At 56.1% G+C, this 25024-nt stretch carries 19 protein-coding genes; 10 read left to right on the top strand and 9 right to left on the bottom strand.

The features are described 5' to 3' along the window. Positions 1-120: 120 nt before the first annotated feature. A complete protein-coding gene (locus ABLU96_RS02520; protein ID WP_009654638.1) occupies positions 121-1164 on the top strand; it encodes a GMP reductase in 1044 nt (347 codons plus the stop codon). Positions 1165-1193: 29 nt separating this feature from the next. Here the strand turns inward: ABLU96_RS02520 and hofC are convergent, their stop codons facing one another. The 4 genes from hofC to nadC all read right to left on the bottom strand — a co-directional run bounded on the left by hofC (position 1194) and on the right by nadC (position 5293). Next, the gene (hofC, locus tag ABLU96_RS02515; protein WP_032694420.1) at positions 1194-2399 is read right to left on the bottom strand and encodes a protein transport protein HofC; all 1206 of its coding nucleotides are present in this window, start codon (positions 2397-2399) and stop codon (positions 1194-1196) included. Continuing rightward, a complete protein-coding gene (gene gspE, locus ABLU96_RS02510; protein WP_014227929.1) occupies positions 2389-3774 on the bottom strand; it encodes a type II secretion system protein GspE in 1386 nt (461 codons plus the stop codon). The genes hofC and gspE overlap by 11 nt, the downstream gene beginning before the upstream one ends. A 10-nt stretch (positions 3775-3784) precedes the next feature. Next, positions 3785-4216 (bottom strand): prepilin peptidase-dependent pilin, encoded by a 432-nt coding sequence (gene ppdD, locus ABLU96_RS02505; RefSeq protein ID WP_014227930.1) that lies wholly within the window; start codon positions 4214-4216, stop codon positions 3785-3787. Positions 4217-4399: 183 nt separating this feature from the next. Continuing rightward, positions 4400-5293, bottom strand: a complete 894-nt coding sequence (nadC, locus tag ABLU96_RS02500; RefSeq protein WP_014227931.1) for a carboxylating nicotinate-nucleotide diphosphorylase — start codon at positions 5291-5293, stop codon at positions 4400-4402. Positions 5294-5493: 200 nt separating this feature from the next. On the opposite strand from nadC, the gene ampD reads away from it, so the two are divergent. Together ampD and ampE are read left to right on the top strand one after the other, a co-directional pair. Next, on the top strand, positions 5494-6045 hold the full coding sequence (ampD, locus tag ABLU96_RS02495; RefSeq protein ID WP_032747986.1) for a 1,6-anhydro-N-acetylmuramyl-L-alanine amidase AmpD: 552 nt from the start codon (positions 5494-5496) through the stop codon (positions 6043-6045). 9 nt (positions 6046-6054) lie between these two features. After that, a complete protein-coding gene (gene ampE, locus ABLU96_RS02490) occupies positions 6055-6909 on the top strand; it encodes a beta-lactamase regulator AmpE (protein WP_004098628.1) in 855 nt (284 codons plus the stop codon). A gap of 31 nt (positions 6910-6940) precedes the next feature. Here ampE and ABLU96_RS02485 read toward each other — a convergent pair whose 3' ends face one another. The 3 genes from ABLU96_RS02485 to aroP form a co-directional block, all read right to left on the bottom strand. Beyond that, the gene (locus tag ABLU96_RS02485; protein ID WP_348862308.1) at positions 6941-7891 is read right to left on the bottom strand and encodes a family 43 glycosylhydrolase; all 951 of its coding nucleotides are present in this window, start codon (positions 7889-7891) and stop codon (positions 6941-6943) included. Then, complete coding sequence (locus ABLU96_RS02480) at positions 7891-9297, bottom strand: MFS transporter (protein ID WP_014227935.1); 1407 nt, start codon at positions 9295-9297, stop codon at positions 7891-7893. The genes ABLU96_RS02485 and ABLU96_RS02480 overlap by 1 nt, the downstream gene beginning before the upstream one ends. A gap of 176 nt (positions 9298-9473) precedes the next feature. Then, entirely contained in the window at positions 9474-10844 is a 1371-nt protein-coding gene (gene aroP, locus ABLU96_RS02475) for an aromatic amino acid transporter AroP (protein ID WP_086073955.1), read from the bottom strand. Positions 10845-11497: 653 nt separating this feature from the next. On the opposite strand from aroP, the gene pdhR reads away from it, so the two are divergent. The 5 genes from pdhR to ABLU96_RS02450 all read left to right on the top strand — a co-directional run bounded on the left by pdhR (position 11498) and on the right by ABLU96_RS02450 (position 19044). Further along, complete coding sequence (pdhR, locus tag ABLU96_RS02470; protein ID WP_004098632.1) at positions 11498-12277, top strand: pyruvate dehydrogenase complex transcriptional repressor PdhR; 780 nt, start codon at positions 11498-11500, stop codon at positions 12275-12277. A 119-nt stretch (positions 12278-12396) separates the two neighbouring features. Beyond that, a complete protein-coding gene (gene aceE, locus ABLU96_RS02465; RefSeq protein WP_004098634.1) occupies positions 12397-15060 on the top strand; it encodes a pyruvate dehydrogenase (acetyl-transferring), homodimeric type in 2664 nt (887 codons plus the stop codon). A 14-nt stretch (positions 15061-15074) separates the two neighbouring features. Beyond that, a complete protein-coding gene (gene aceF, locus ABLU96_RS02460; protein ID WP_014227937.1) occupies positions 15075-16964 on the top strand; it encodes a pyruvate dehydrogenase complex dihydrolipoyllysine-residue acetyltransferase in 1890 nt (629 codons plus the stop codon). Between the two features lie 207 nt (positions 16965-17171). Continuing rightward, positions 17172-18596, top strand: a complete 1425-nt coding sequence (lpdA, locus tag ABLU96_RS02455) for a dihydrolipoyl dehydrogenase (protein ID WP_004098637.1) — start codon at positions 17172-17174, stop codon at positions 18594-18596. A gap of 163 nt (positions 18597-18759) precedes the next feature. Beyond that, entirely contained in the window at positions 18760-19044 is a 285-nt protein-coding gene (locus ABLU96_RS02450) for a hypothetical protein (RefSeq protein WP_049069182.1), read from the top strand. A 50-nt stretch (positions 19045-19094) separates the two neighbouring features. Here the strand turns inward: ABLU96_RS02450 and ABLU96_RS02445 are convergent, their stop codons facing one another. Then, positions 19095-19895 (bottom strand): DUF2950 family protein, encoded by an 801-nt coding sequence (locus tag ABLU96_RS02445; protein ID WP_049069180.1) that lies wholly within the window; start codon positions 19893-19895, stop codon positions 19095-19097. Positions 19896-19905: 10 nt separating this feature from the next. Further along, on the bottom strand, positions 19906-21504 hold the full coding sequence (locus ABLU96_RS02440; protein ID WP_064405752.1) for a DUF3300 domain-containing protein: 1599 nt from the start codon (positions 21502-21504) through the stop codon (positions 19906-19908). Positions 21505-21859: 355 nt separating this feature from the next. Here ABLU96_RS02440 and acnB point away from each other — a divergent pair, with 355 nt between their 5' ends. Further along, complete coding sequence (acnB, locus tag ABLU96_RS02435) at positions 21860-24457, top strand: bifunctional aconitate hydratase 2/2-methylisocitrate dehydratase (RefSeq protein WP_025106504.1); 2598 nt, start codon at positions 21860-21862, stop codon at positions 24455-24457. A gap of 175 nt (positions 24458-24632) precedes the next feature. Next, positions 24633-24995: a protein YacL gene (gene yacL, locus ABLU96_RS02430; protein ID WP_004098646.1), complete on the top strand. Its 363-nt coding sequence runs from the start codon at positions 24633-24635 to the stop codon at positions 24993-24995. Positions 24996-25024: the final 29 nt, after the last annotated feature.

Genomic DNA, 25024 nt, shown 5'->3' with positions numbered 1-25024 from the left:
ATACGATTGTAGCGTAAAAAAAGTGAAAATCGCAGTCTTGCGCGGCCATGATTCGTGCGTATGATAACGTCACTGGAGTTGTGCTCTCACAATAATGCAATTAACCCCAGGAATTCGCACATGCGTATTGAAGAAGATTTGAAGCTTGGTTTTAAAGACGTTCTTATCCGCCCGAAACGTTCTACCCTCAAAAGCCGTTCTGACGTACAGCTGGAACGTGAATTCACTTTCAAACATTCTGGCCAGACCTGGTCTGGTGTGCCGATCATTGCTGCTAACATGGACACCGTTGGCACGTTTGCCATGGCTAAAGCCCTGGCTTCATTTGGCGTTTTGACCGCCGTACATAAGCATTACAGCGTGGAACAGTGGCAGGCGTTTGTTCAGAGCGTATCGGCAGATGTCGTGCAGCACGTCATGGTCTCTACCGGCACCTCCGATGCGGATTTTGAAAAAACAAAACAGATTCTGATCCAAAATCCGCAGCTTAGCTTTGTGTGCATTGACGTGGCGAATGGCTATTCAGAGCACTTCGTGCAGTTTGTCGCGAAAGCCCGCGAAGCCTGGCCGCAGAAAACCATTATTGCGGGCAACGTTGTGACCGGCGAAATGTGCGAAGAGCTGATTCTTTCGGGGGCTGATATCGTTAAGGTGGGTATCGGTCCGGGCTCCGTATGTACAACCCGCGTGAAAACCGGCGTCGGCTATCCGCAGCTTTCCGCAGTGATTGAGTGTGCCGATGCGGCGCACGGCCTGGGCGGGCAGATTATCAGTGACGGCGGATGTACTATGCCGGGCGATGTGGCTAAAGCCTTCGGCGGCGGCGCGGATTTCGTGATGCTTGGCGGTATGCTGGCCGGTCACGAAGAGAGCGGCGGTACAGTGGTTGAAGAAAACGGCGAAAAATTCATGCTGTTCTACGGCATGAGCTCGGAGTCGGCGATGACCCGTCACGTTGGCGGCGTAGCCCAGTACCGTGCGGCTGAAGGCAAAACCGTTAAGCTGCCTCTGCGCGGCCCGGTTGAAAACACCGCGCGCGATATTCTTGGCGGCCTGCGTTCCGCATGCACCTACGTAGGTGCTTCACGACTGAAAGAACTGACTAAACGCACGACTTTTATTCGCGTACAGGAACAAGAGAACCGCGTGTTCAACAGCCTGTAATGCCGTTCGCTGGCGCGTTTGCGCCAGCGTTATCCCCCCATCCCGCTAATGGCGTCGCCCAGATGAAAAATGGGTAAATACATCGCCACCACCAGTACGCCGACAATCGTTCCGGTCACTACCAACATCATCGGTTCCAGCAAGGTCGCCAGATTATCTGCCTGCTGATGCGTCTGCTCACTATGGTGACGAGCCAGATTTTCCAGCATGGTATCCAGCGAACCCGAGGCTTCACCGGTACGGATCAGTTGTAGGCAAAGCGGCGTGAAGCCTCCGCCGTTGGCGAGCGCCTGCCAGATGGGATCGCCGTGGGTAATTTGCCGGCAAACCTGCTGGAGCCTCTGCCGCCATAGCGGGCAGCTCAGGGTTTCCTCCACGCTTTGCAGGCCTTGCAGGAAGCTGATTCCGGCGCTTTGCGTCAATGCGAGTACGGTAAAAATCTGGCTAAGCCGCTGGCCGCATAGCAGTTTGCCAAATACCGGCAGCGTATGGAGCAGCTTCTGACGGTACAGCAGCCAGCCTGGCCGCTGGCAAATCAGCCGGTTGAGTATTGCAGGTAAAATACCCAGGGCAGCGAGCAGTGGCCAACAGCGAGTTAACCCTTCGCCAATGCTTATTACCGCGCGGGTCAGCCACGGCAGCGGGGTGTTGAAGGTTTGATATATAGCGGCGAACTCCGGTAAGACAAAGCACAGCATTCCCATAACCACCAGCAGCGCCAGGGATAAGATAATCAACGGGTAGCGCAGCGCTTTTTTCACTTTTTCGGTGAGGAGCAGCTGCTCTCGCTGCTGCCTGGCCAACTGAGCGCAGCAAAGCTCCAGTTTACCGGTAAGTTCACCGGTGCGAATCATGGCCAGATAGAGCGGAGGGAACGCCTCAGGCCATTTTTCCAGGGAGCCTGAAAGCGAAATGCCCTGTGCCAGATCCTCCGCCAGGGTTTGCAGCAACGCCTGCCATTGCGCATTGGGCTGCTGCTGCGCCAGCAGTTCCAGCCCCTCGGCCAGGGGGAGACCGGCCTGAAGAAGCGCGGCCAGCTGGCGGATGATTTCGCCACTGTAGCGCGGATGCCAGAGGGCGCTTTGCACGCTACAGCGGCGCAGCGTCAGCGGGATAATTCGCTGCCGCTGCAGAGCCTGCAATGCCTCAGGGCGATTATCCTGCCAGAGCGTTCCCTGGCAGGGAATGCCCTGGAGAGAGAGACCGCGCCAGCGCCACAGTCGTTTAGTCGCCATGCGGTATCCCCAACACGCGAACGACCTCTTCCAGACTTGTCATCCCACGTTCGACGGCCAGACAGCCGCTCTCAAACAGCGTCATCATGCCGGATTCGCGCGCCAGGGACTCGATCTCTCCGGCGCTAAGACCCTGAGTAATCGCCTGCCGTAACGCGGTGGTGACGGGGAGCAGCTCAAATAGCGCCAGGCGACCGTAGTAGCCGTGATAGCAGTGCTGACAGCCCGGAGCCTGCCAGCGAGGAAGCGCCCGCGGCCACAGGCTGTGTGGAACATCGGCCGAACTGCCGGTTTCCCGGCGGCAGTGCGGGCACAGTTTGCGTACCAGGCGTTGAGCAACCACCAGAGAAAGCGCGGATGAGATCATCCAGCGCGCAACGCCCATCTGCTGCAGGCGAACCAGCGTTTCACTGGTTGAATTGGTGTGCAGCGTTGAGAGAACCAGGTGCCCGGTTTGCGCTGCTTTTATCGCAATTTCAGCGGTTTCTGCATCGCGTATCTCTCCGACCATCACGATATCGGGATCCTGGCGTAGCAGGGCGCGCAGTACGCTGTGAAAGGTTAAGCCCGCCCGCGGATTAATCTGCGTCTGATTCATCCCCACGATGGGGATCTCCAGCGGATCTTCAACGCTGCATATATTGACCTCGTCGCGATTCCGCGCCTGCAGCGCGCTGTACAAAGTGACGGTTTTCCCACTTCCCGTCGGGCCGGTGACCAGCATCAGCCCCTGAGGTTGGTTAAGCGCCGAGCGAAAGGCGGCAAGCTGCTGAGACGATAGCCCCAGCGCTTCGAGGTCCAGCGCTTGTTCGACCTGGTGTAATAAGCGAAGGACGATTTTTTCCCCGCCGCGGCAGGGAAGCGTGGCGATCCGAAACGAGATCGGGCGGTCTGCGAGCGTGAGGGTAAACTGACCGTCCTGCGGTACCCGGTGTTCAGCGATATCCAGATTGCTGAGCACTTTAAGTCGGGCGGTGATGGGGGCGGCCAGTTCCGGCGCAAGCGGCGCAAGAGAATGGAGTACGCCATCTACCCGCAGGCGAATTCTCAGGCGATCGTCACCGGGTTCAATATGAATATCCGATGCGCGCTGGCGCAGGGCCTGTTCCAGAAGGCTATTTACCTGTTCAACGATGCTGGCCGAGGCTTCAACAGGCGGGGTGAGGGTTGATATTCCCGGCGTCTGCAGCCGCTTGTCCATCTGGTCCTGGCTCCAGCACTCGATATCAATCCTTTTCTGCGTCGCGAAACGTAACGCTTCCAGCAGCTCCGGGGCGGGGGCGTCAACCACGGCGATAGCGATGGTGTGTTCATTGCTATCGAGCAGTAAGGCCTGATAGCGCTGGCAAAGAGGTATCAATTGTTCAGTTTTCATTGCCGCGCCCTCAGTTAAAACGGAACACGTCTTCACAGGCCTGCTTGAGTGCGCTATCGCCGGTAATGTTGCACACTCGCTGCCAGCCGGTGATGCCGTTAGCGTTATCCCAGGTCGGCGTCAGCGTGACGCTTAAGCCATTAAGGCTTTCCTGCCCGGTGAGCGTGACAACGCCTGTGGCGACGGTCATAGCCGAGACGTAGCGGGTTGTGGCGGGCGAGGGGATACCGTTGCTGCCGCCATCGCAGGTGGTTAATCCGCCGTGCTCCAGCGCGCACAGCTCAATGGCGGTGCGGAACGGGACGAAGGTTTGCAGCATATCGGTAAGCGCCGCTTTTCGCAGATAGTTCTGATAAGCCGGAATGCCGATTGCGCTGAGAATGGCGATGATCCCAATGACCACCATAAGTTCGATGAGGGTAAAGCCGCGTTGTTTGTCCATAAGTTGCTCCTTGTTATCTTCGGGAGCACTTTGCCGGGGTTTGTTTAGCGATACGAGCGGCAGATCGCGTCTGGAGAAGCACGCTTCCAGGCTTTTTTTGCGGGTTGCATTGAGGGATTATTGGCGTGCGAGCCGGCTCGCAAAAGTGCGCCCCGGCATCAACGACGAACCGGGGCAGGGGGATTAGCGGAAGCGCATAGAGAGATCGAGAGCGCGGACGTGCTTGGTCAACGCGCCAACGGAGATGTAATCGACGCCGGTTTCAGCAAATTCACGAATAGTCTCGAATGTGACGTTGCCGGAGACTTCCAGCGCCGCCTGGCCGTTGGTGTGTTTGACCGCTTCGCGCATCAGGTCGGTAGTGAAGTTGTCGAGCATAATGATGTCAGCGCCGGCTTTCAGCGCTTCATCCAGCTCTTCAAGGGTTTCGACTTCCACCTCAACCGGCACATCCGGGTGCAGCCAGAACGCTTTTTCTACCGCCTGCCGTACCGAGCCGGAAGCGATAATATGGTTCTCTTTAATCAGAAAGGCATCGGAGAGGCCGAGGCGATGATTGGCCCCGCCGCCGCACAGGACCGCATATTTCAGTGCCGTGCGCAGGCCCGGCAGCGTTTTGCGCGTATCGAGCAGCTGAGTTTTGGTGCCTGCCAGCAGGTCGACATAGCGGCGGACTTCGCTGGCCACCCCGGAGAGCGTCTGCACGAAATTGAGTGCGGTACGTTCGCCGGTGAGCAGGATCCGCGAAGGGCCTTCCAGCTCGAATAGCGGCTGATTGGCTTTTACCGCGTCGCCATCGGCAACGTGCCAGGTGAAGTTAACGTCGTCGCCCGCAAGCTGAATAAAGACTTCTTCTACCCAGCGTTTACCGCAAAACACGCCGTCTTCACGGGTGATGACGACGGCATGCGAGCGCGCATCCTGCGGCAATAATTGCGCGCTAATATCGTTGTTCGCATCCACTTCACCGCCTAAATCTTCCCGCAGGGATTGAGCGACGGCATCGGTAATATCAAGATTAATACGCTCCAGCAGCGCGTCACGGCGGCGGTCGGGATTGTAGCGACGAGGCGTCATGATAAAGCTCCAGATAGATAAGATTCAGAAGTGGGAAACATGCTAACCTGAACGACGTTTCTGTACCACATCCGCGTCCTTTCGCCGGCGGCGCCAGCGTGAAGTTTTAGCGTTAGCCAACCGAGCGAGCGTGGGTATGATGCCGGGGATTGTTTGGTCACGGTGCCGCGAATGCATAAGCTAGTAAAAGGAGACTCAACATGCAGTTGAACGGGGGATGGCTGGAAGAGGCGCGTCGGGTTCCTTCGCCGCACCACGATAGCCGCCCGGATAATGAAACCCCCTCTTTGCTGGTGGTGCATAATATAAGCCTGCCGCCCGGCGAATTTGGCGGGCCATGGATTGATGCCCTGTTCACCGGTACGCTCGATCCCCATGCCCACCCTTTCTTTGCTGAAATCGCGCATCTTCGCGTTTCGGCACACTGTCTGATTCGCCGCGATGGTGAAATCGTGCAGTATGTGCCTTTCGACCAGCGCGCCTGGCACGCGGGGGTTTCCAGCTATCACGGGCGCGAGCGCTGTAATGATTTTTCGATAGGCATTGAGCTGGAAGGGACCGACGAGCTGGCTTATACCGACGCGCAGTATCAGCAGCTGGTTGCCGTTACCCGTCAGCTTATCTCGCGCTATCCGGCGATAGCTGACAATATCACCGGCCATAGCGATATTGCGCCAGTGCGTAAAACGGATCCCGGCCCGGCTTTTGACTGGGTCAAATTTCGCGGTCTGTTAACCCCGTCGTCAGAATAAGGAGATGCCATGACGTTGTTCACTACGCTGTTGGTCCTCATTGCCGAGCGTTTGTTTAAGCTGGGCGAGCACTGGCAGCTCGATCACCGGCTGGAAGTGCTGTTTCGCCGGGTAAAGCATTATTCCCTGCTCACCACCCTACTGATGACGGTCGCGGCGGCGGCGGTCGTGTTTATTATTCAGCGTCTGCTGCAGGGGCAGCTGTTTAACATTCCTCTGCTGGTGTTCTGGATCCTGCTGGGCCTGTTGTGCATCGGCGCGGGCAAAGTCCGTCTGCACTATCACGCCTACCTGAAGGCGGCGGCGCGCGATGATAGCCGCGCCTGCGACGCCATGGCCAGCGAGCTCACCCTGATCCACGGCGTGCCGCCCGGCTGCGACCAGCGTGAATATCTGAGCGAGCTGCAAAACGCGCTGCTGTGGATTAACTACCGCTACTATCTCGCTCCGCTGTTCTGGTTCGTTGTCGGCGGGCCGTGGGGACCGTTAACCCTGATTGCCTACTGTACGCTGCGGGCCTGGCAGACCTGGCTGGCGCGTTATCAGACGCCGCGTCATCGCTTACAGTCGGGTATTGACGGCATTCTGCACGTGGTCGACTGGGTTCCGGTACGTCTGGTCGGCGTGGTGTACGCGCTGGTTGGGCACGGGGAAAAGGCTTTGCCTGCGTGGTTTGCCTCGCTGGGCGACCGCCACTCTTCGCAGTATCAGGTGCTGACGCGCCTGGCGCAGTATTCGCTGGCGCGCGAGCCGCACGTGGATAAAGTGGCGACGCCGAAGGCGGCGGTCTCCATGGCGAAAAAAACATCGCTGGTGGTGGTGGTGATTATGGCGCTGCTGACGATTTACGGTACGCTGATTTAAGCACCTGCCCGCTGGCGGGCAGGTTCCGCTTTTAATCCGTATCTGCTGCCGGGATGCCAAAATCAGGCATCCCGTTTTCCTGCCAGCGAATCCGCTTCAGGCGGGTATGGCGATTCGGATCGTACAGCGGGTCGCCTTCGATTTCGGTGTAGTTGCGCGCGTGGTACACCAGCACATCTTCTCCCTCCGGCGTCTGCGTAAAGCTATTGTGGCCGGGCCCATACTGACGATTCTCATAGCTGGTACGGAACACCGGCTGCGGCGCTTTATGCCAGTTTTCCGGCCGCAGCGGGTCGGCGTTAACGTCTATCCACAATAAGCCCATGCAGTAGTTTTCGTCGGTGGCGCTGGCGGAGTAGCTGACGAACAGCTTGTCGCCGTGGAACAGTACCGCCGGGCCTTCGTTCACCAGAAAACCCCGGCACTCCCAGTCAAACTCGGGTTGACTCAGCCTGAGCTGCTGACCTTTTAGCGTCCACGGATTTGCCAATTCAGCCAGATAGAGGTTGGTATTGCCCTTAATTTCCGGATCTTTTTGCGCCCACAGGTACCACCGTTTACCCTGATGGCGGAAGGTGGTGGCATCCAGCGCAAAGGTATCAAGCGGCGTTTTAATCTGTCCTTTTTCCTGCCATTTACCGGTTAACGGGTCGCTGTCCGCGCATTCGAGCGCGAACATGCGGTGCTGGAACATGCCCTGCGCATCCAGATCGTGGGTGTGGCTGGCGGCAAAGTAGATATACCATTTGCCGTCAATCTCATGCAGCTCCGGGGCCCATATGAGCTGGCTCATCGGGCCGCTGTCCGGTTTACGCCAGACGACCACCGGCTGCGCGTCGCGTAAACCTTCGAGGGTTGCTGAGCGGCGGATTTCCAGACGGTCATACTCCGGCACCGAGGCAATAAAGTAGTAGCTCTCCTGATGGCGCAGAATATACGGGTCCGCGCGTTGTTCAATAAATGGATTCGGCCAGTTTTTCATTACGCTTTCCTTACCTGTTCGCCGGTTTTCAGTTCCTGATAGTCGTTGAGCTCGCTGTAGTTGACCCGGCGTTTCTCGAGGTCGGACTGAATTAGCCGCATAAATTCGCGGTTTACCTTCAGCATACGCACCACCCCCGCGGTAATCAGATAGCCGATGCCGGGGATAACGCTGAATAACAATACGATACCGTTAATCGCGGAGGCGCTTTGCTGCTTCGCACCGGCATCGTAACCGTACCAGGAGAGCAGGAAGCCAACCATCGCGCCGGCGATGGCCAGACCGACCTTCAGGAAGAACAGGTTGCCTGAGAAGCTGATGCCGGTGATGCGTTTGCCGGTCTTCCATTCGCCGTAGTCATCCACGTCGGCCATCAGCGACCAGTGCAGCGGCGAGGGGATCTGATGCAGAATATTCAGCAGGAAGTAGAGCACCATAATCATCATGGTGGCGTGCGGGTCGAAGAAGTAGAAGGCGCAGGAGAAAATCGCCAGCACGATGTTGGTCCAGAAAAACACCTGCAGTTTGCACCAGCGGTCGGTCAGGACTTTAGCCAGCATACTGCCGATCATCATGCCGACTACCCCGAGGCTGATAAACAGCGTGGCGAAGTGGGTGCTTTGCTGCATCACCCAGGTGACGTAGTACATGGTGGCGGCCATGCGAATAAAGCCCGGACAAACGTTGCACAGCGTTAGCAGCAGGATGCGAACCCACTGGTCGTTTTTCCAGACGTCTTTCAGATCTTTTTTCAGTTCGTCGTTGGTCTGGACGGCGGGTTTTACGCGCTCACGAACGGTGGCAAAGCAGAACAGGAACATGCACATACCGATAATCGCCAGCACGGTCATCGCCATCTGATAGCCTTTGGCTTTATCCTCACCGCCGAACCAGTCCGCCATCGGCAGCAGCGTCAGGGAGAGCAGGAGCGTGGCGATACCGACCATCACGAAGCGATAGGACTGGCAGGCCACGCGTTCCTTCGGGTCATTCGTAATCACGCTACCCAAGGAGCAGTAGGGGATGTTGATCGCGGTGTAGGTCAGCGAGAGCAGGAAGTAGGTGACGAAAGCATAGATAACCTTGCTATTGTACGACCACTCCGGGGTGGTAAACATCAGCACGCTGAACAGCGCGTACGGGAAGGCAATCCACAGCAGCCATGGGCGAAAGCGCCCGTATTTACTGCGGGTACGGTCGGCCATCGCCCCCATAATCGGATCGGTGACGGCATCAATAACGCGTACGGAAAGCAGCAAAACGCCCACCAGCGCCGGCGCGAGACCAAAAATATCCGTATAAAAATAGTTAACAAACAACATGATGGCGCCGAATATGATATTGCATCCGGCATCACCCATCCCGTAGCCTATTTTTTCTTTAACTGAAAGCTTATTGCCATTCATCGCAGCGATCTCCCCGTGGCGGTATGGAGAGAATTATTAGCCGGGTAATGGACTAATGCGTTGCAGGATAGGGTTAACGATATGGATAAATCGGTTATCAGGGGGAAAGTGTGAAGCAGATAACAATGCGCTGTGTCCGCCAGCGGCGGGCGGACACAGGTTGTGGAGATGCAGGATTATGCTTTAATGGCGCTGGCGGTTTTCTGTTTAAACAGGTAGCCGACGCCGAGAACGGCAATCCATACCGGGATAAGGTAGACGGAAATCGCCATGCCAGGGGTCATCAGCATGATCACCAGCACTCCCGCCATAAACAGCAGGCAGATCCAGTTGCCCAGCGGATAAAGCAGCGCCGGGAAGCGGGTGACCACGCCCTGCTGCTGCTTAGCGCGACGGAACTTCATGTGCGCCAGGCTAATCATCGCCCAGTTGATCACCAGGGCTGAAACCACCAGCGCCATCAGCAGACCAAACGCGGATTCCGGCGCGAAGTAGTTAATCAGTACGCACAGCGCGGTGACCAGCGCGGAGACGAGGATGGTGTTGACCGGCACGCCGCGTTTATCGACGCTCATCAGCGCTTTTGGCGCGTTACCCTGCTGGGCCAGACCGAACAGCATCCGGCTGTTGCAGTATACGCAGCTGTTGTAAACGGAGAGCGCCGCGGTTAACACCACAATATTCAGCGCATTCGCGACAAAGGTATCGCCCAGTTCATGGAAAATCAGGACGAACGGGCTGGTATCGGCGGTTACGCGGCTCCACGGCAGCAGCGAAAGCAGAACGGCCAGCGAGCCCACATAGAAAATCAGGATGCGGTAGATGACCTGGTTGGTGGCCTTCGGAATGCTCTGCTCCGGGTTATCCGCTTCGGCTGCGGTGATACCGACCAGCTCCAGCCCGCCGAAAGAGAACATAATAATCGCCATCATCATTACCAGCCCGGTGAAGCCGTGCGGCAGGAATCCGCCTTGCTCCCACAGGTTGCGCACGGTGGCCTGCGGGCCGCCGTTGCCGCTGAACAGCAGCCAGCCGCCGAACAGGATCATCGCCACGACGGCGACGACTTTGATGATCGCGAACCAGAACTCCATCTCGCCAAACACCTTGACGTTCGTCAGGTTGATGGCGTTGATAGCGATAAAGAAAACGGCCGCAGAAACCCAGGTAGGAATTTCCGGCCACCAGAACTGGACGTATTTCCCGACCGCGGTCAGCTCGGCCATCGCGACCAGCACGTAAAGCACCCAGTAGTTCCAGCCGGAAGCGAAGCCTGCAAAGCCGCCCCAGTATTTGTAGGCAAAATGACTAAATGAACCGGCTACCGGCTCTTCGACGACCATCTCGCCCAGCTGACGCATAATCAGGAAAGCAATAAAACCGGCAATTGCGTAGCCCAGAATAATACCGGGACCCGCGTTTTGGATGACGGATGCGCTACCCAGAAACAAACCGGTACCGATAGCGCCTCCCAGCGCAATAAGCTGAATATGGCGGTTTTTAAGGCCGCGCTTTAGCCGATCGCCATGCTGTTGACCTTCCATCATGAAACCTCGTGTGTGGTTATGGTTATTATGTTTGTCCGCGTCATCCATCAGGTGACTTCTTCGCTGTCCATCCCTGCCTGATAGCATAGTCAGCGAAATTTCACTGAGCCTGCGGCCCGTTTTGCCCCGAGTGATGTAGCGCACATATTGTTGTGTTTGTGTAATTATCAAATTCCGTAGATGTACTTATTTCTTTACGCAAGGCGGAGAGGGAATTCATGAAAAGGCCTTTCGTATCATGGAGAATAGTGATAAGCGCCGCTGAATGCACCTGCTTTATGAAGGGATGATGACGAAGCGAGCAAAAAGACGCCATTTGTAAATCCCACCCCCATGCGCCAGTGCCTACCCATTATTTGTCATCCATGCAAATTTATTGAATTTATATTCACTTCATAAGGCGTTGAATCGGTTCAGATAGCGTAATTTTTCGTTTCTATTACGTTAACGCTACCTCTTTGTGAGTAAACACAACATTTGTGCAAGGTTACATTTTTGAAATGTTATTTCTGTAAGGTTGTTAAAACGTGCCGGGTTTAATGATTTCAATCAAAACCTGTATGGACAGAAGGTGAATACTTTGTTACTTTAGCGATACGAACTATGAATTGGTAAGACCAATTGACTCCGGGCTAATGGCAGAGACAGGGAATATGGCCTACAGCAAGATCCGCCAACCAAAACTATCCGATGTGATAGAGCAGCAGCTGGAGTTTTTAATCCTTGAGGGGACGTTGCGCCCCGGTGAAAAACTCCCGCCAGAACGTGAACTGGCAAAACAGTTCGACGTTTCCCGTCCCTCGCTCCGTGAGGCTATTCAACGCCTCGAAGCTAAGGGCTTGTTGCTTCGTCGCCAGGGGGGCGGAACGTTTGTACAAAGCCGCCTGTGGCAGAGCTTCAGCGACCCGCTGGTAGAGCTACTGTCCGACCACCCTGAATCCCAATTTGATCTGCTGGAAACCCGTCACGCGCTTGAAGGCATCGCGGCTTATTACGCGGCGCTGCGCAGCAATGATGAAGACCGCGAACGCATTCGCGAGCTGCATCAGGCCATTGAGCGGGCTCAGCAGTCCGGCGATCTCGACGCCGAATCCGATGCCGTCGTCCAGTATCAAATCGCCGTCACCGAAGCGGCGCACAATGTGGTGCTGCTCCATCTACTACGCTGTATGGAGCCGATGCTGGCCCAGAACGTTCGCCAGAATTTTGAATTGTTGTACGCCCGTCGGGAGATGCTCCCGCAGGTCAGCAATCATCGTACTCGCATTTTTGAGGCGATAATCGCCGGGGAACCGGAGCAGGCGCGTGAAGCGTCGCATCGTCACCTGGCGTTCATTGAGGAAATTTTGCTGGATCGTAGCCGTGAGCAGAGCCGTCGTGAACGCTCACTGCGTCGTTTACAGCAACGAAAAGATGAGAACTCCGGTTCTTAAGCGCCATTTTTAGAGCGCGGCAACTAAACGCAGAACCTGTCTTATTGCATTCTCTGACGAGAATTCAATGGGACAGGTTCCAGATTAATCAACGATTAGATAGATAAGGAATACCCCCCATGTCAGAACGTTTACCAAATGACGTGGATCCGATCGAAACTCGCGACTGGCTACAGGCGATCGAATCGGTCATCCGTGAAGAAGGTGTTGAGCGCGCTCAGTATCTTATTGACCAACTCCTTTCTGAAGCCCGCAAAGGCGGGGTGAAAGTGGCTGCTGGCGCATCGACCGGCGGTTACGTGAACACTATTGCCGTTGAAGATGAGCCGGAATACCCGGGTAATCTGGATCTGGAACGTCGTATCCGTTCTGCGATCCGCTGGAACGCGATTATGACCGTTCTGCGCGCATCGAAAAAAGATCTCGAACTGGGCGGCCACATGGCTTCCTTCCAGTCTTCCGCAACCTTCTATGAAGTGTGCTTTAACCACTTCTTCCGCGCACGCAACGAGCAGGACGGCGGCGACCTGGTTTACTTCCAGGGCCACATCTCTCCGGGCGTCTACGCGCGTGCTTTCCTGGAAGGTCGTCTGACTGAAGAGCAGATGAACAACTTCCGTCAGGAAGTTCACGGTAAAGGTCTGTCCTCTTATCCGCACCCGAAACTGATGCCGGAATTCTGGCAGTTCCCGACTGTCTCTATGGGGCTGGGTCCAATCGGTGCGATTTATCAGGCTAAGTTCCTGAAGTATCTGGAACACCGCGGCCTGAAAGACACTTCCAAACAAACCGTTTACGCTTTCCTCGGCGACGGCGAGATGGACGAGCCGGAATCCAAAGGCGCGATCACCATCGCGACCCGTGAGAAGCTGGACAACCTGGTCTTCGTTATCAACTGTAACCTGCAGCGCCTTGACGGCCCGGTTACCGGTAATGGCAAGATCATTAACGAACTGGAAGGCATCTTTGGCGGTGCTGGCTGGAACGTTATCAAGGTTATCTGGGGCGGACGCTGGGATGAGCTGCTGCGTAAAGATACCAGCGGTAAACTGATCCAGCTGATGGAAGAGACCGTTGACGGTGACTACCAGACCTTCAAATCCAAAGATGGCGCTTACGTGCGTGAGCACTTCTTCGGTAAATATCCGGAAACCGCAGCGCTGGTTGCCGACTGGACTGACGAGCAGATCTGGGCCCTGAACCGCGGCGGTCACGATCCGAAGAAAGTCTACGCTGCGCTGAAAAAAGCACAGGAAACCAAAGGCAAAGCCACCGTAATCCTCGCCCATACCATTAAAGGTTACGGCATGGGTGACACCGCTGAAGGTAAAAACATCGCTCACCAGGTTAAGAAAATGAACATGGACGGCGTTCGCTACGTCCGCGATCGTTTCAACGTGCCGGTTGCCGATGCTGATATCGAAAAACTGCCGTATGTGACCTTCCCGGAAGGTTCTGAAGAGCACACCTATCTGCACGCCCAGCGTCAGAAACTGCATGGCTATCTGCCGAGCCGTCAGCCAAACTTCGATGAGAAGCTGGAGCTGCCGACCCTGGAAGATTTCGGTCCGCTGCTGGAAGAGCAGAATAAAGAGATCTCTACCACTATCGCGTTCGTTCGTGCCCTGAACGTGATGCTGAAGAACAAATCCATCAAAGACCGCCTCGTGCCGATCATCGCCGATGAAGCGCGTACCTTTGGTATGGAAGGCCTGTTCCGTCAGATTGGTATCTACAGCCCGAACGGTCAGCAGTACACTCCGCAGGACCGTGAGCAGGTTGCTTACTACAAAGAAGACGAGAAAGGCCAGATTCTGCAGGAAGGTATCAACGAACTGGGTGCCGGTGCATCCTGGCTGGCTGCTGCGACCTCCTACAGCACCAACAACCTGCCGATGATCCCGTTCTACATCTACTACTCCATGTTCGGGTTCCAGCGTATCGGTGACCTTTGCTGGCAGGCCGGCGACCAGCAGGCTCGCGGCTTCCTGATCGGCGGGACTTCCGGTCGTACCACGTTGAACGGCGAAGGTCTGCAGCACGAAGATGGCCACAGCCACATTCAGTCTCTGACTATCCCGAACTGTATCTCTTACGATCCGTCTTACGCGTACGAAGTTGCGGTCATCATGCACGATGGTCTGGAGCGTATGTACGGTGAGAAACAAGAGAATGTTTACTACTACATCACCACGCTGAACGAAAACTACCACATGCCGGCAATGCCAGCAGGCGCCGAGGAAGGTATCCGTAAAGGTATCTACAAACTCGAAACCGTTGAAGGTAGCAAAGGTAAAGTTCAGCTGCTGGGCTCCGGTTCTATCCTGCGTCACGTCCGTGAAGCAGCGCAGATCCTGGCCAAAGACTACGGCGTAGGCTCTGACGTTTATAGCGTCACCTCCTTCACCGAACTGGCGCGCGATGGCCAGGATTGTGAACGCTGGAACATGCTGCATCCGCTGGAAACGCCGCGCGTTCCGTACATCGCTCAGGTGATGAACGACGCTCCGGCAGTCGCATCTACTGACTATATGAAACTGTTCGCTGAGCAGGTTCGTACTTACGTACCGGCCGATGATTACCGCGTACTGGGTACCGACGGCTTCGGTCGCTCTGACAGCCGTGAAAACCTGCGTCACCACTTCGAAGTTGACGCTTCCTACGTGGTGGTAGCAGCGCTGGGCGAACTGGCTAAACGTGGCGAAATCGATAAGAAAGTGGTTGCGGAAGCCATCACTAAATTCAACATCGATGCAGATAAAGTTAACCCGCGTCTGGCGTAAGAGGTAAAAGAATAATGGCTATCGAAATCAAAGTACCGGACATCGGGGCTGATGAAGTTGAAATCACCGAGATTCTGGTCAAAGTGGGCGACAAAGTTGAAGCTGAACAGTCGCTGATCACCGTAGAAGGCGACAAAGCCTCTATGGAAGTCCCGTCTCCGCAGGCTGGCGTCGTTAAAGAGATCAAAGTCTCCGTCGGCGACAAAACCGAGACCGGTAAACTGATCATGATTTTCGATTCCGCCGATGGTGCAGCAGCAGCTGCACCTGCGCAGGAAGAGAAGAAAGAAGCCGCTCCGGCCGCCGCAGCACCGGCAGCCGCCAGCGCGAAAGAAGTTCATGTACCGGATATCGGCGGTGATGAAGTTGAAGTCACGGAAATCATGGTAAAAGTGGGCGACACCATCGCCGCTGAACAATCCCTGATCACCGTAGAAGGCGATAAAGCCTCTATGGAAGTGCCGGCGCCGTTCGCCGGTACCGTGAAAGAGATCAAGATTAACACCGGCGACAAAGTGTCCACGGGTTCCCTGATCATGATCTTCGAAGTGGCGGGCGCAGCGCCTGCCGCGGCGCCGGCGAAAGCGGAAGCCGCTCCGGCTGCTGCTGCACCGGCAGCTTCAGGTTCTAAAGAAGTTCACGTGCCGGATATCGGCGGCGATGAAGTTGAAGTGACTGAAGTGATGGTGAAAGTGGGCGATAAAATCGCCGCTGAACAGTCACTGATCACCGTTGAAGGCGACAAAGCCTCCATGGAAGTGCCTGCGCCGTTCGCGGGTACCGTGAAAGAGATCAAAATCAGCACCGGCGACAAAGTCTCCACCGGCTCCCTGATTATGGTCTTCGAAGTGGAAGGCGCTGCGCCTGCCGCAGCTCCGGCTGCCGCGGCTGCTCCGGCACCAGCTGCTGCACCGGCTCAGGCTGCTAAACCAGCTGCACCTGCTGCAAAAGCAGAAGGCAAATCTGAGTTCGCTGAAAACGACGCTTACGTTCACGCCACCCCGCTGATTCGTCGCCTGGCGCGCGAGTTCGGTGTAAACCTGGCGAAAGTGAAAGGAACTGGTCGTAAAGGCCGTATCCTGCGCGAAGACGTTCAGGCCTACGTGAAAGAAGCGGTTAAACGCGCTGAAGCCGCGCCTGCTGCTACCGGTGGCGGTATCCCGGGCATGCTGCCGTGGCCGAAAGTGGACTTCAGCAAGTTTGGTGAAGTGGAAGAAGTTGAACTGGGCCGTATCCAGAAGATCTCTGGTGCTAACCTGAGCCGTAACTGGGTGATGATCCCGCACGTTACGCACTTCGACAAAACCGATATCACCGATCTGGAAGCGTTCCGTAAACAGCAGAACGCTGAAGCTGAGAAGCGTAAGCTGGACGTGAAATTCACTCCGGTGGTCTTCATCATGAAAGCCGTTGCCGCGGCGCTTGAGCAGATGCCGCGCTTCAACAGCTCCCTGTCTGAAGATGCACAGCGTCTGACGCTGAAGAAATACATCAATATCGGTGTGGCGGTTGATACCCCGAATGGTCTGGTTGTTCCGGTCTTCAAAGACGTGAACAAGAAGAGCATTACCGAGCTGTCTCGTGAACTGACCGTGATTTCCAAGAAAGCGCGTGATGGTAAGCTGACCGCTGGCGAAATGCAGGGCGGTTGCTTCACTATCTCCAGCATCGGCGGCCTGGGTACCACCCACTTCGCACCGATTGTGAACGCGCCGGAAGTGGCTATCCTCGGCGTGTCCAAGTCCGCGATGGAGCCGGTATGGAATGGCAAAGAGTTCGTGCCGCGTCTGATGATGCCGATCTCTCTGTCCTTCGACCACCGCGTGATCGACGGTGCTGATGGTGCGCGCTTTATCACCATCATCAACAATATGCTGAGCGACATTCGCCGCCTGGTGATGTAAGCAAAAAGCCGGCCTGACGGCCGGCTTTTTTCTGGTAATCTCTTCTGCGTTTTGAAGTTACCAGCAATAAAGGACAAAATCGTTTGCCGTTTGTTGTTTCAAAATTGTTAACAATTTTGTAAAATGCTTGCGGATAGAACGTCCCGGTGGACATGGGCGTAAAAACAATAGCGTCAGACCCGCCGGATACAAATAACAGAGGTCATGATGAGTACTGAAATCAAAACTCAGGTCGTGGTACTTGGGGCAGGCCCCGCAGGTTATTCTGCTGCCTTCCGTTGCGCTGATTTAGGTCTGGAAACCGTCATCGTAGAACGTTACAGCACCCTCGGCGGTGTTTGCCTGAACGTCGGCTGTATCCCTTCTAAAGCACTGCTGCACGTTGCTAAAGTTATCGAAGAAGCGAAAGCGCTGGCCGAACACGGCATCGTTTTCGGTGAACCGAAAACTGACATTGACAAGATTCGCACCTGGAAAGAAAAAGTCATCACTCAGCTGACCGGCGGTCTGGCTGGCATGGCCAAAGGGCGTAAAGTGAAGGTGGTTAACGGTCTGGGTAAATTTACCGGCGCTAACACCCTGGAAGTGGAAGGCGAAAACGGTAAAACCGTCATCAACTTCGACAACGCTATCATCGCGGCGGGTTCCCGTCCGATCGAACTGCCGTTCATTCCGCATGAAGATCCACGCGTATGGGACTCCACCGATGCGCTGGAGCTGAAAACCGTACCAAAACGCCTGCTGGTTATGGGCGGCGGTATCATCGGTCTGGAAATGGGTACCGTATACCATGCGCTGGGTTCAGAGATTGACGTGGTTGAAATGTTCGACCAGGTTATCCCGGCTGCCGATAAAGACGTGGTGAAAGTCTTCACCAAGCGCATCAGTAAGAAATTCAACCTGATGCTGGAAACCAAAGTGACCGCCGTTGAAGCGAAAGAAGACGGTATCTACGTTTCCATGGAAGGCAAAAAAGCCCCGGCTGAAGCGCAGCGTTACGACGCCGTGCTGGTAGCTATTGGCCGCGTGCCGAACGGTAAAAACCTCGATGCCGGTAAAGCAGGCGTTGAAGTTGACGAGCGTGGCTTTATCCGCGTTGATAAACAGCTGCGTACCAACGTGCCGCACATCTTCGCTATCGGCGATATCGTCGGTCAGCCGATGCTGGCGCACAAAGGCGTTCACGAAGGCCACGTTGCTGCCGAAGTTATCGCCGGCATGAAGCACTACTTCGACCCGAAAGTTATCCCGTCCATCGCCTATACCGAGCCGGAAGTTGCGTGGGTTGGTCTGACTGAGAAAGAAGCGAAAGAGAAAGGCATCAGCTACGAAACCGCCACCTTCCCGTGGGCTGCTTCTGGCCGCGCCATCGCTTCCGACTGCGCTGACGGTATGACCAAACTGATTTTCGACAAAGAATCTCACCGCGTTATCGGCGGAGCGATTGTCGGCACCAACGGCGGCGAGCTGCTGGGTGAAATCGGTCTGGCGATCGAAATGGGCTGTGACGCTGAAGACATCGCGCTGACCATCCACGCTCACCCGACTCTGCACGAGTCCGTTGGCCTGGCAGCAGAAGTCTTCGAAGGCAGCATCACCGACCTGCCGAACGCGAAAGCGAAGAAAAAGTAAGTTTTTCTTTCAGGCAAAATCCAAAAAGCGGCTCAATGAGCCGCTTTTTTTATTAGTGATGTTTAGAACTGTGTCGCCGTTAATAAAATTGCATATCTTATTAATACTTGAAAAATAGTTACTTGGTAAACTTATAGGTAGTTAACTATATGTGAGGTGTGTGATGAAAAAAGTTTTAACGACGACGCTGCTGGCAGCAACGCTGGTCTCGGGTATGGCCTGTGCGGCTGATGCTGTTATTCCCTGGGCTGATAACAGCGGCGGGACCGAAAGCACCCATATTGCGGCGATGGGCCAGGATTTGAATATGCAGCATCAGCAGATAACAAAGACCAGCGAAGGGGTATGGGCGGCGAATTCCGGCAGCATCAGCTCTGATGAAGCGGCGTTGACCAGCACTAAACCGGCTTTTGCGGGTGACCCGTCTCTGATGCCCCATCAGGGCTAAATCAGCATACAGATATGGCCCGGCGGCGTTATCGCACGCCGGGCTTTTTTCTATTGATTGATGGCCTGCCAGGCTGAATCCGGCGAAAACTGCGAAATGGCGCGCGCCTTGCTCTGCGTCTCATTCCCTAAATTAGCCTGATAAACCTCATCATTTTGGTTGACCATAAAGCTCATGATGCCGGTTTTTCCCCATTCCACAGGCCACGCCAGCAGGGCGAAGCCCTGACCATCGTCATCTTGAATGATGCGAAAACGGTAGCCGTGATAGCCTTCGCCGGGTTCGGCGGGGCTAAACGCGGGTCCTAGCGGGCTGGGCGCTTCGCCGGGAGCGGCAGGCCAGTAGAGGCCGTCTTTCTTACCATCGCTGCTGATAATCCTCTGTGCCCAGGTGTGGTTTAGCCGATAAAAATCCTGCTGGGCATCAACGTAAGCGTGCATCGCCTGAATGGCTGACAGCTCATTGCGGCCAATCGCGCGAGTCAGGATCTCATCTTCAGCAGCGGCCATATCAAAACGCCAGCCGCTCTTATCCTTAATGATGGGGATCGGTAGCCGCCATGCTTCCTGTCCCACCTCCAGCCAGGCGCTATTCTGCTGCTGAACGATACGATGGCTGACTTTCCAGTCGCGCTGAAAGCGAGTGACGGCGTCAGGGTCGATGCCCTCCGGCGGTAAAAATTGCTGCCAGCTATCGCCGAGCAGCCCGTTGAGGGCAGATTCATCATGCCTGCCGATTGCCTCAGCCAGCGCGCTTGCGGCCTGTTCCGGAGAGGAAAACTGCTGCTGAGCCAGCGCCATGGCGGGCGTCAGGGCCAGCGCCAGCAGCGTCATTTTTAATAATTTTTTCATCTGATTATCCTCAGCGGCGGCGCAGTTCACGGTGTTCGGAAAGATGTTCTCTGGCCGCGCTGCGCTGCTCGCTGCTTAAACCCGAGATATGGCGGCTCTGCAGGCCGCGCTCCTGCTGAGACTGCCAGGAGGGAGAGCGGATATCGTTACCGCTCAGGGCATTGGCGTGCAGATTATTCAGCTTCTGCTGACGTTGTTCGGGCGTTGCGGCCCGGAACTGTTCACGGCGCTGTTGCTGCTGCGCCGTCGGATGCTGAATTTGCGTTTTGACCGCTTCCCGATGCTGCTGTTGTACGGCGCTATTTTTTACCGCCGGCGTGGCGTCATAGCCGCGATAGTTATTGCGCTGGGTCACCTGATGGAGCTGCTGCGACGCGGCCTGGCGCTGGGCATCGCGGGAAGGCGCGTGATTAAGCGCGTTATCCGCAGGCCCGGTACGCTGCTGTAGCTGCGTCATGGCCGCCTGGCGCTGCGCGTTGCGATCGGCGGGCTGATGTTGGGTCGCGCTAAGGCCGCCGGGAACATTGGTCTGATGGTAATGCTGCGCAATCGTATTGTTCGGATAGGGAATATTGCCGCGGTAGGCCGGATTATGCTGCCAGCTGGCGTGGTTTCCCGGCAGGTTCTGCCCGGTAATATGGTTGAAATTATTGACGTTGATGTTGATGTTATCGCCGTTGTGCGCGTAGCCGCCGTGATGATCATCATCGTGATGGTGATCGTCATCGTCATGGTGGTGATGATCGTCATCATCCCAGTCGATGCTGCTGAACAGAGCGTAGGTTGTGGCGACGCCGAGGCTATAGCCAAACCCCTTGACGAAGCTGTCGGTAAACTGCTCCCCCGGAGGCGGCGGCAGGTAGACCGGCGGATAGGAGGTGTCAGGCCAGGCGCCGTAAACAACTGAAGGGTTATAGGCCGGCACGTACACCACATTTGGATTGGTGGATTCGATTTTAATCACCTGCGCCGGGGCGGTGGATGTCACGGCGCTGCTGCTGCTGCTGCGGGAAGCGGTGGCCGTGGACGTTGCCGGAGCCGGTGCCGCGGAGCGGGTGGCGGTGATGACTTTCTGCTGCGGCGTGGATTTTAACGTTCCGGTCTGCTGGGCGATGGCGCGTAAGCGCTGCACCGAATCCATGACGGCCTGCGGCTGGGCGAGAAAGGTGTTACCCAGGTTTTCCACCCACGGCGCATTTTCTCCCATTAACGCGAGCAGGGAAGGGAAGGCGACCAGCGATTTTACGCTGGGATCCCAGGGCTGATTTGCCACCGCTTGCACCGCCGCATCGCCCTTCATTGTGGGGTTATCCTGCGACCACTCTACCGCCTGGACAACGTTACTCGGGTAGGTCGAAGCCATCAGCACCTGCGACAGCAGATTGTCCGGATAGAGCGCGATTGGCGCGACCCACTGGTCTATCTGCGCGGGTGTATAGGTCGTGGTCACCGGCTGGGCGGCGGCGGTTGCCTGCGCCGTTTGCGCAACGGCGGGGGGCTCGGGAACCGTTTGCGGCTCCCGGCTTTTAACGTAGAGCGTACCCGCGGCGGCTAATAGCCCGGCGCTACAGAGCAGCGCGAGCAGATGGGGTTTGAAAGGCAGTGTCATGAGAACTCCCGGCACAATAATTGGCCCGTTTTGACAGAGTATTGTCGAAAAGCGGGGGATTGCCTGAGTATAGAGAGCGCGTATTTGCGTTTTTGATTTTAGTTGGGATTTCGCTCAATTATGTGTAACAGAATTAATTTTATATACCGCTAAATTGACAGAAAACCTGCATTATTCTGCCCTTAACGATTCAGCTAATTTTTAATGTTGCTTTTTTGTAAACAGATTAACACCCCGCCAAAATCCTGCTATGCTGCCGACGCGGTATCGGGCATTTACCCTACAAACTGCTGTCTCACAGGAGCGTGAAGAGAATCGCCTACCGCATTTTACAATGAGAGCGAGGAGAACCGTCGTGCTAGAAGAATACCGTAAGCACGTAGCTGAGCGTGCCGCCGAGGGGATTGTACCGAAACCCTTAGATGCAACCCAAATGGCCGCGCTGGTAGAACTGCTGAAAAACCCGCCAGCGGGTGAAGAAGAATTCTTGTTAGACCTGTTAATTAACCGCGTACCGCCGGGCGTCGACGAAGCCGCCTATGTTAAAGCCGGATTCCTTGCCGCGATCGCCAAAGGCGAAGCGACTTCTCCACTGGTTACCCGTGAAAAAGCTGTCGAACTGCTGGGCACCATGCAGGGCGGTTACAACATCCATCCCCTGATTGACGCGCTGGACGACGCAAAACTGGCGCCGATCGCCGCGAAAGCGCTGTCCCACACCCTGCTGATGTTCGACAACTTCTACGATGTAGAAGAGAAAGCCAAGGCGGGCAATGCCTACGCCAAACAGGTTATGCAATCCTGGGCCGACGCTGAGTGGTTCCTGAGCCGTCCTCAACTGGCTGACAAAATCACCGTGACCGTTTTTAAAGTCACCGGCGAAACCAACACCGATGACCTGTCTCCGGCCCCTGACGCCTGGTCCCGCCCGGACATTCCGCTGCACGCGCTGGCAATGCTGAAAAACGCCCGCGAAGGCATCGACCCGGATCAGCCCGGCGCCGTTGGCCCGATTAAACAAATTGAAGCACTGCAGCAAAAAGGTTTCCCGCTGGCGTACGTCGGCGATGTCGTGGGTACCGGCTCATCGCGTAAATCCGCCACCAACTCGGTGCTGTGGTTTATGGGCGACGATATTCCGAACGTGCCGAACAAGCGCGGCGGCGGTCTGGTTCTCGGCGGCAAAATTGCGCCTATCTTCTTTAATACCATGGAAGATGCCGGCGCGCTGCCGATTGAAGTGGACGTAAACAACCTGAACATGGGCGACGTGATCGACGTTTATCCGTTCAAAGGTGAAGTCCGTAACCACGAAACCGGCGAACTGCTGGCGACCTTCGAGCTGAAAACCGACGTGCTGATCGACGAAGTGCGCGCCGGCGGCCGTATCCCACTAATCATCGGCCGTGGCCTGACCACCAAAGCGCGTGAAGCGCTGGGCCTGCCGCACAGCGATGTGTTCCGTCAGGCGAAAGACGTGGCGGAAAGCAGCCGCGGATACTCTCTGGCGCAGAAAATGGTGGGTCGCGCCTGCGGCGTGGCCGGGGTTCGTCCGGGCGCTTACTGCGAACCGAAGATGACCTCCGTAGGCTCTCAGGACACCACCGGCCCGATGACCCGTGATGAGCTGAAAGACCTGGCGTGCCTGGGCTTCTCTTCCGACCTCGTGATGCAGTCCTTCTGCCATACCGCCGCCTATCCGAAGCCGGTGGACGTCACCACGCACCACACGCTGCCGGACTTCATCATGAACCGCGGCGGCGTATCGCTGCGTCCGGGCGATGGCGTTATCCACTCCTGGCTGAACCGTATGCTGCTGCCTGATACCGTGGGTACCGGTGGTGATTCGCATACCCGTTTCCCGATCGGTATCTCCTTCCCGGCAGGCTCAGGCCTGGTGGCGTTTGCCGCCGCAACTGGCGTCATGCCGCTGGATATGCCGGAATCGGTACTGGTACGTTTTAAAGGCAAAATGCAGCCGGGCATCACCCTGCGCGATCTGGTACACGCCATCCCGCTGTATGCGATCAAACAGGGTCTGCTGACCGTGGAGAAGAAAGGTAAGAAAAACATCTTCTCCGGCCGCATTCTGGAAATTGAAGGTCTGCCGGATCTGAAAGTTGAGCAGGCGTTTGAGCTGACCGATGCCTCCGCCGAGCGTTCCGCTGCGGGCTGTACCATTAAGCTGAACAAAGAGCCGATCGTTGAGTATCTGACCTCCAACATCGTCCTGCTGAAGTGGATGATCGCCGAAGGTTACGGCGATCGTCGTACGCTGGAGCGTCGCGTTCAGGGCATGGAAAAATGGCTGGCGGATCCGCAGCTGCTGGAAGGCGACGCGGATGCGGAATATGCGGCGGTGATCGATATCGATCTGGCCGATATCAAAGAGCCCATCCTCTGCGCGCCGAACGATCCGGACGATGCGCGTTTGCTGTCCGACGTGCAGGGCGAGAAGATCGATGAAGTGTTTATCGGTTCCTGCATGACCAACATCGGCCACTTCCGCGCGGCCGGTAAGCTGCTGGACAACCACAAAGGCCAGCTGCCGACTCGTCTGTGGGTGGCGCCGCCAACTCGTATGGACGCCGCGCAGCTGACTGAAGAGGGCTACTACAGCGTGTTTGGTAAGAGCGGTGCGCGTATTGAAATCCCTGGCTGTTCCCTGTGCATGGGTAACCAGGCGCGCGTTGCCGACGGTGCGACGGTGGTCTCTACCTCAACCCGTAACTTCCCGAACCGTTTAGGTACCGGCGCTAACGTCTTCCTGGCCTCTGCGGAGCTGGCGGCCGTGGCCGCGCTTATCGGTAAACTGCCGACGCCGGAAGAGTATCAGACCTATGTTGCTCAGGTGGATAAAACCGCAGCGGATACCTATCGTTATCTGAACTTCGACCAGCTCGGTCAGTACACCGAGAAGGCCGACGGGGTTATTTTCCAGACCGCGGTGTAATGCGCTAACTCAGCGCTGTACATAATCCCGCCAATGCCCGGTGAACTTTGCGTCACCGGGCATTTTTATTTCCCGTCCCTCCGTCTACCACGCTTTTTTTCTATTCCACTGCTGCGATAATGACTGTATGGGTACAGTGCAGCGGTGACGCACTGCCCTTGCAGAGGAAAAGACTATGGATTACGAATTTCTGCGCGATATTACCGGAGTGGTAAAGGTGCGAATGTCGATGGATCATGAGGCGATCGGCCACTGGTTCAACGAAGAGGTTAAAGATAACCTTGCCCTGCTGGACGAAGTCGAGCAGGCCGCGCGCACCGTTAAAGGCAGTGAACGTTCCTGGCAACGCGTCGGCCATGAATACACGCTATGGCTGGACGGCGAAGAAGTGATGATCCGCGCTAACCAACTGGATTTTTCCGGCGATGAGATAGAAGAGGGGATGAGCTACTATGACGAAGAAAGCCTCTCGCTATGCGGCGTGGAAGACTTTCTTCAGGTCGTCAACGCCTATCGAAAATTTGTAGGTCAATCCTGAGCAATGTTAATCATTTCCACGGCCGGACA

This window comes from Klebsiella sp. CN_Kp106 (assembly GCF_040064575.1).
GTDB lineage: Bacteria > Pseudomonadota > Gammaproteobacteria > Enterobacterales > Enterobacteriaceae > Klebsiella > Klebsiella michiganensis.
This window is presented reverse-complemented; position numbering and strand designations above follow the sequence as displayed.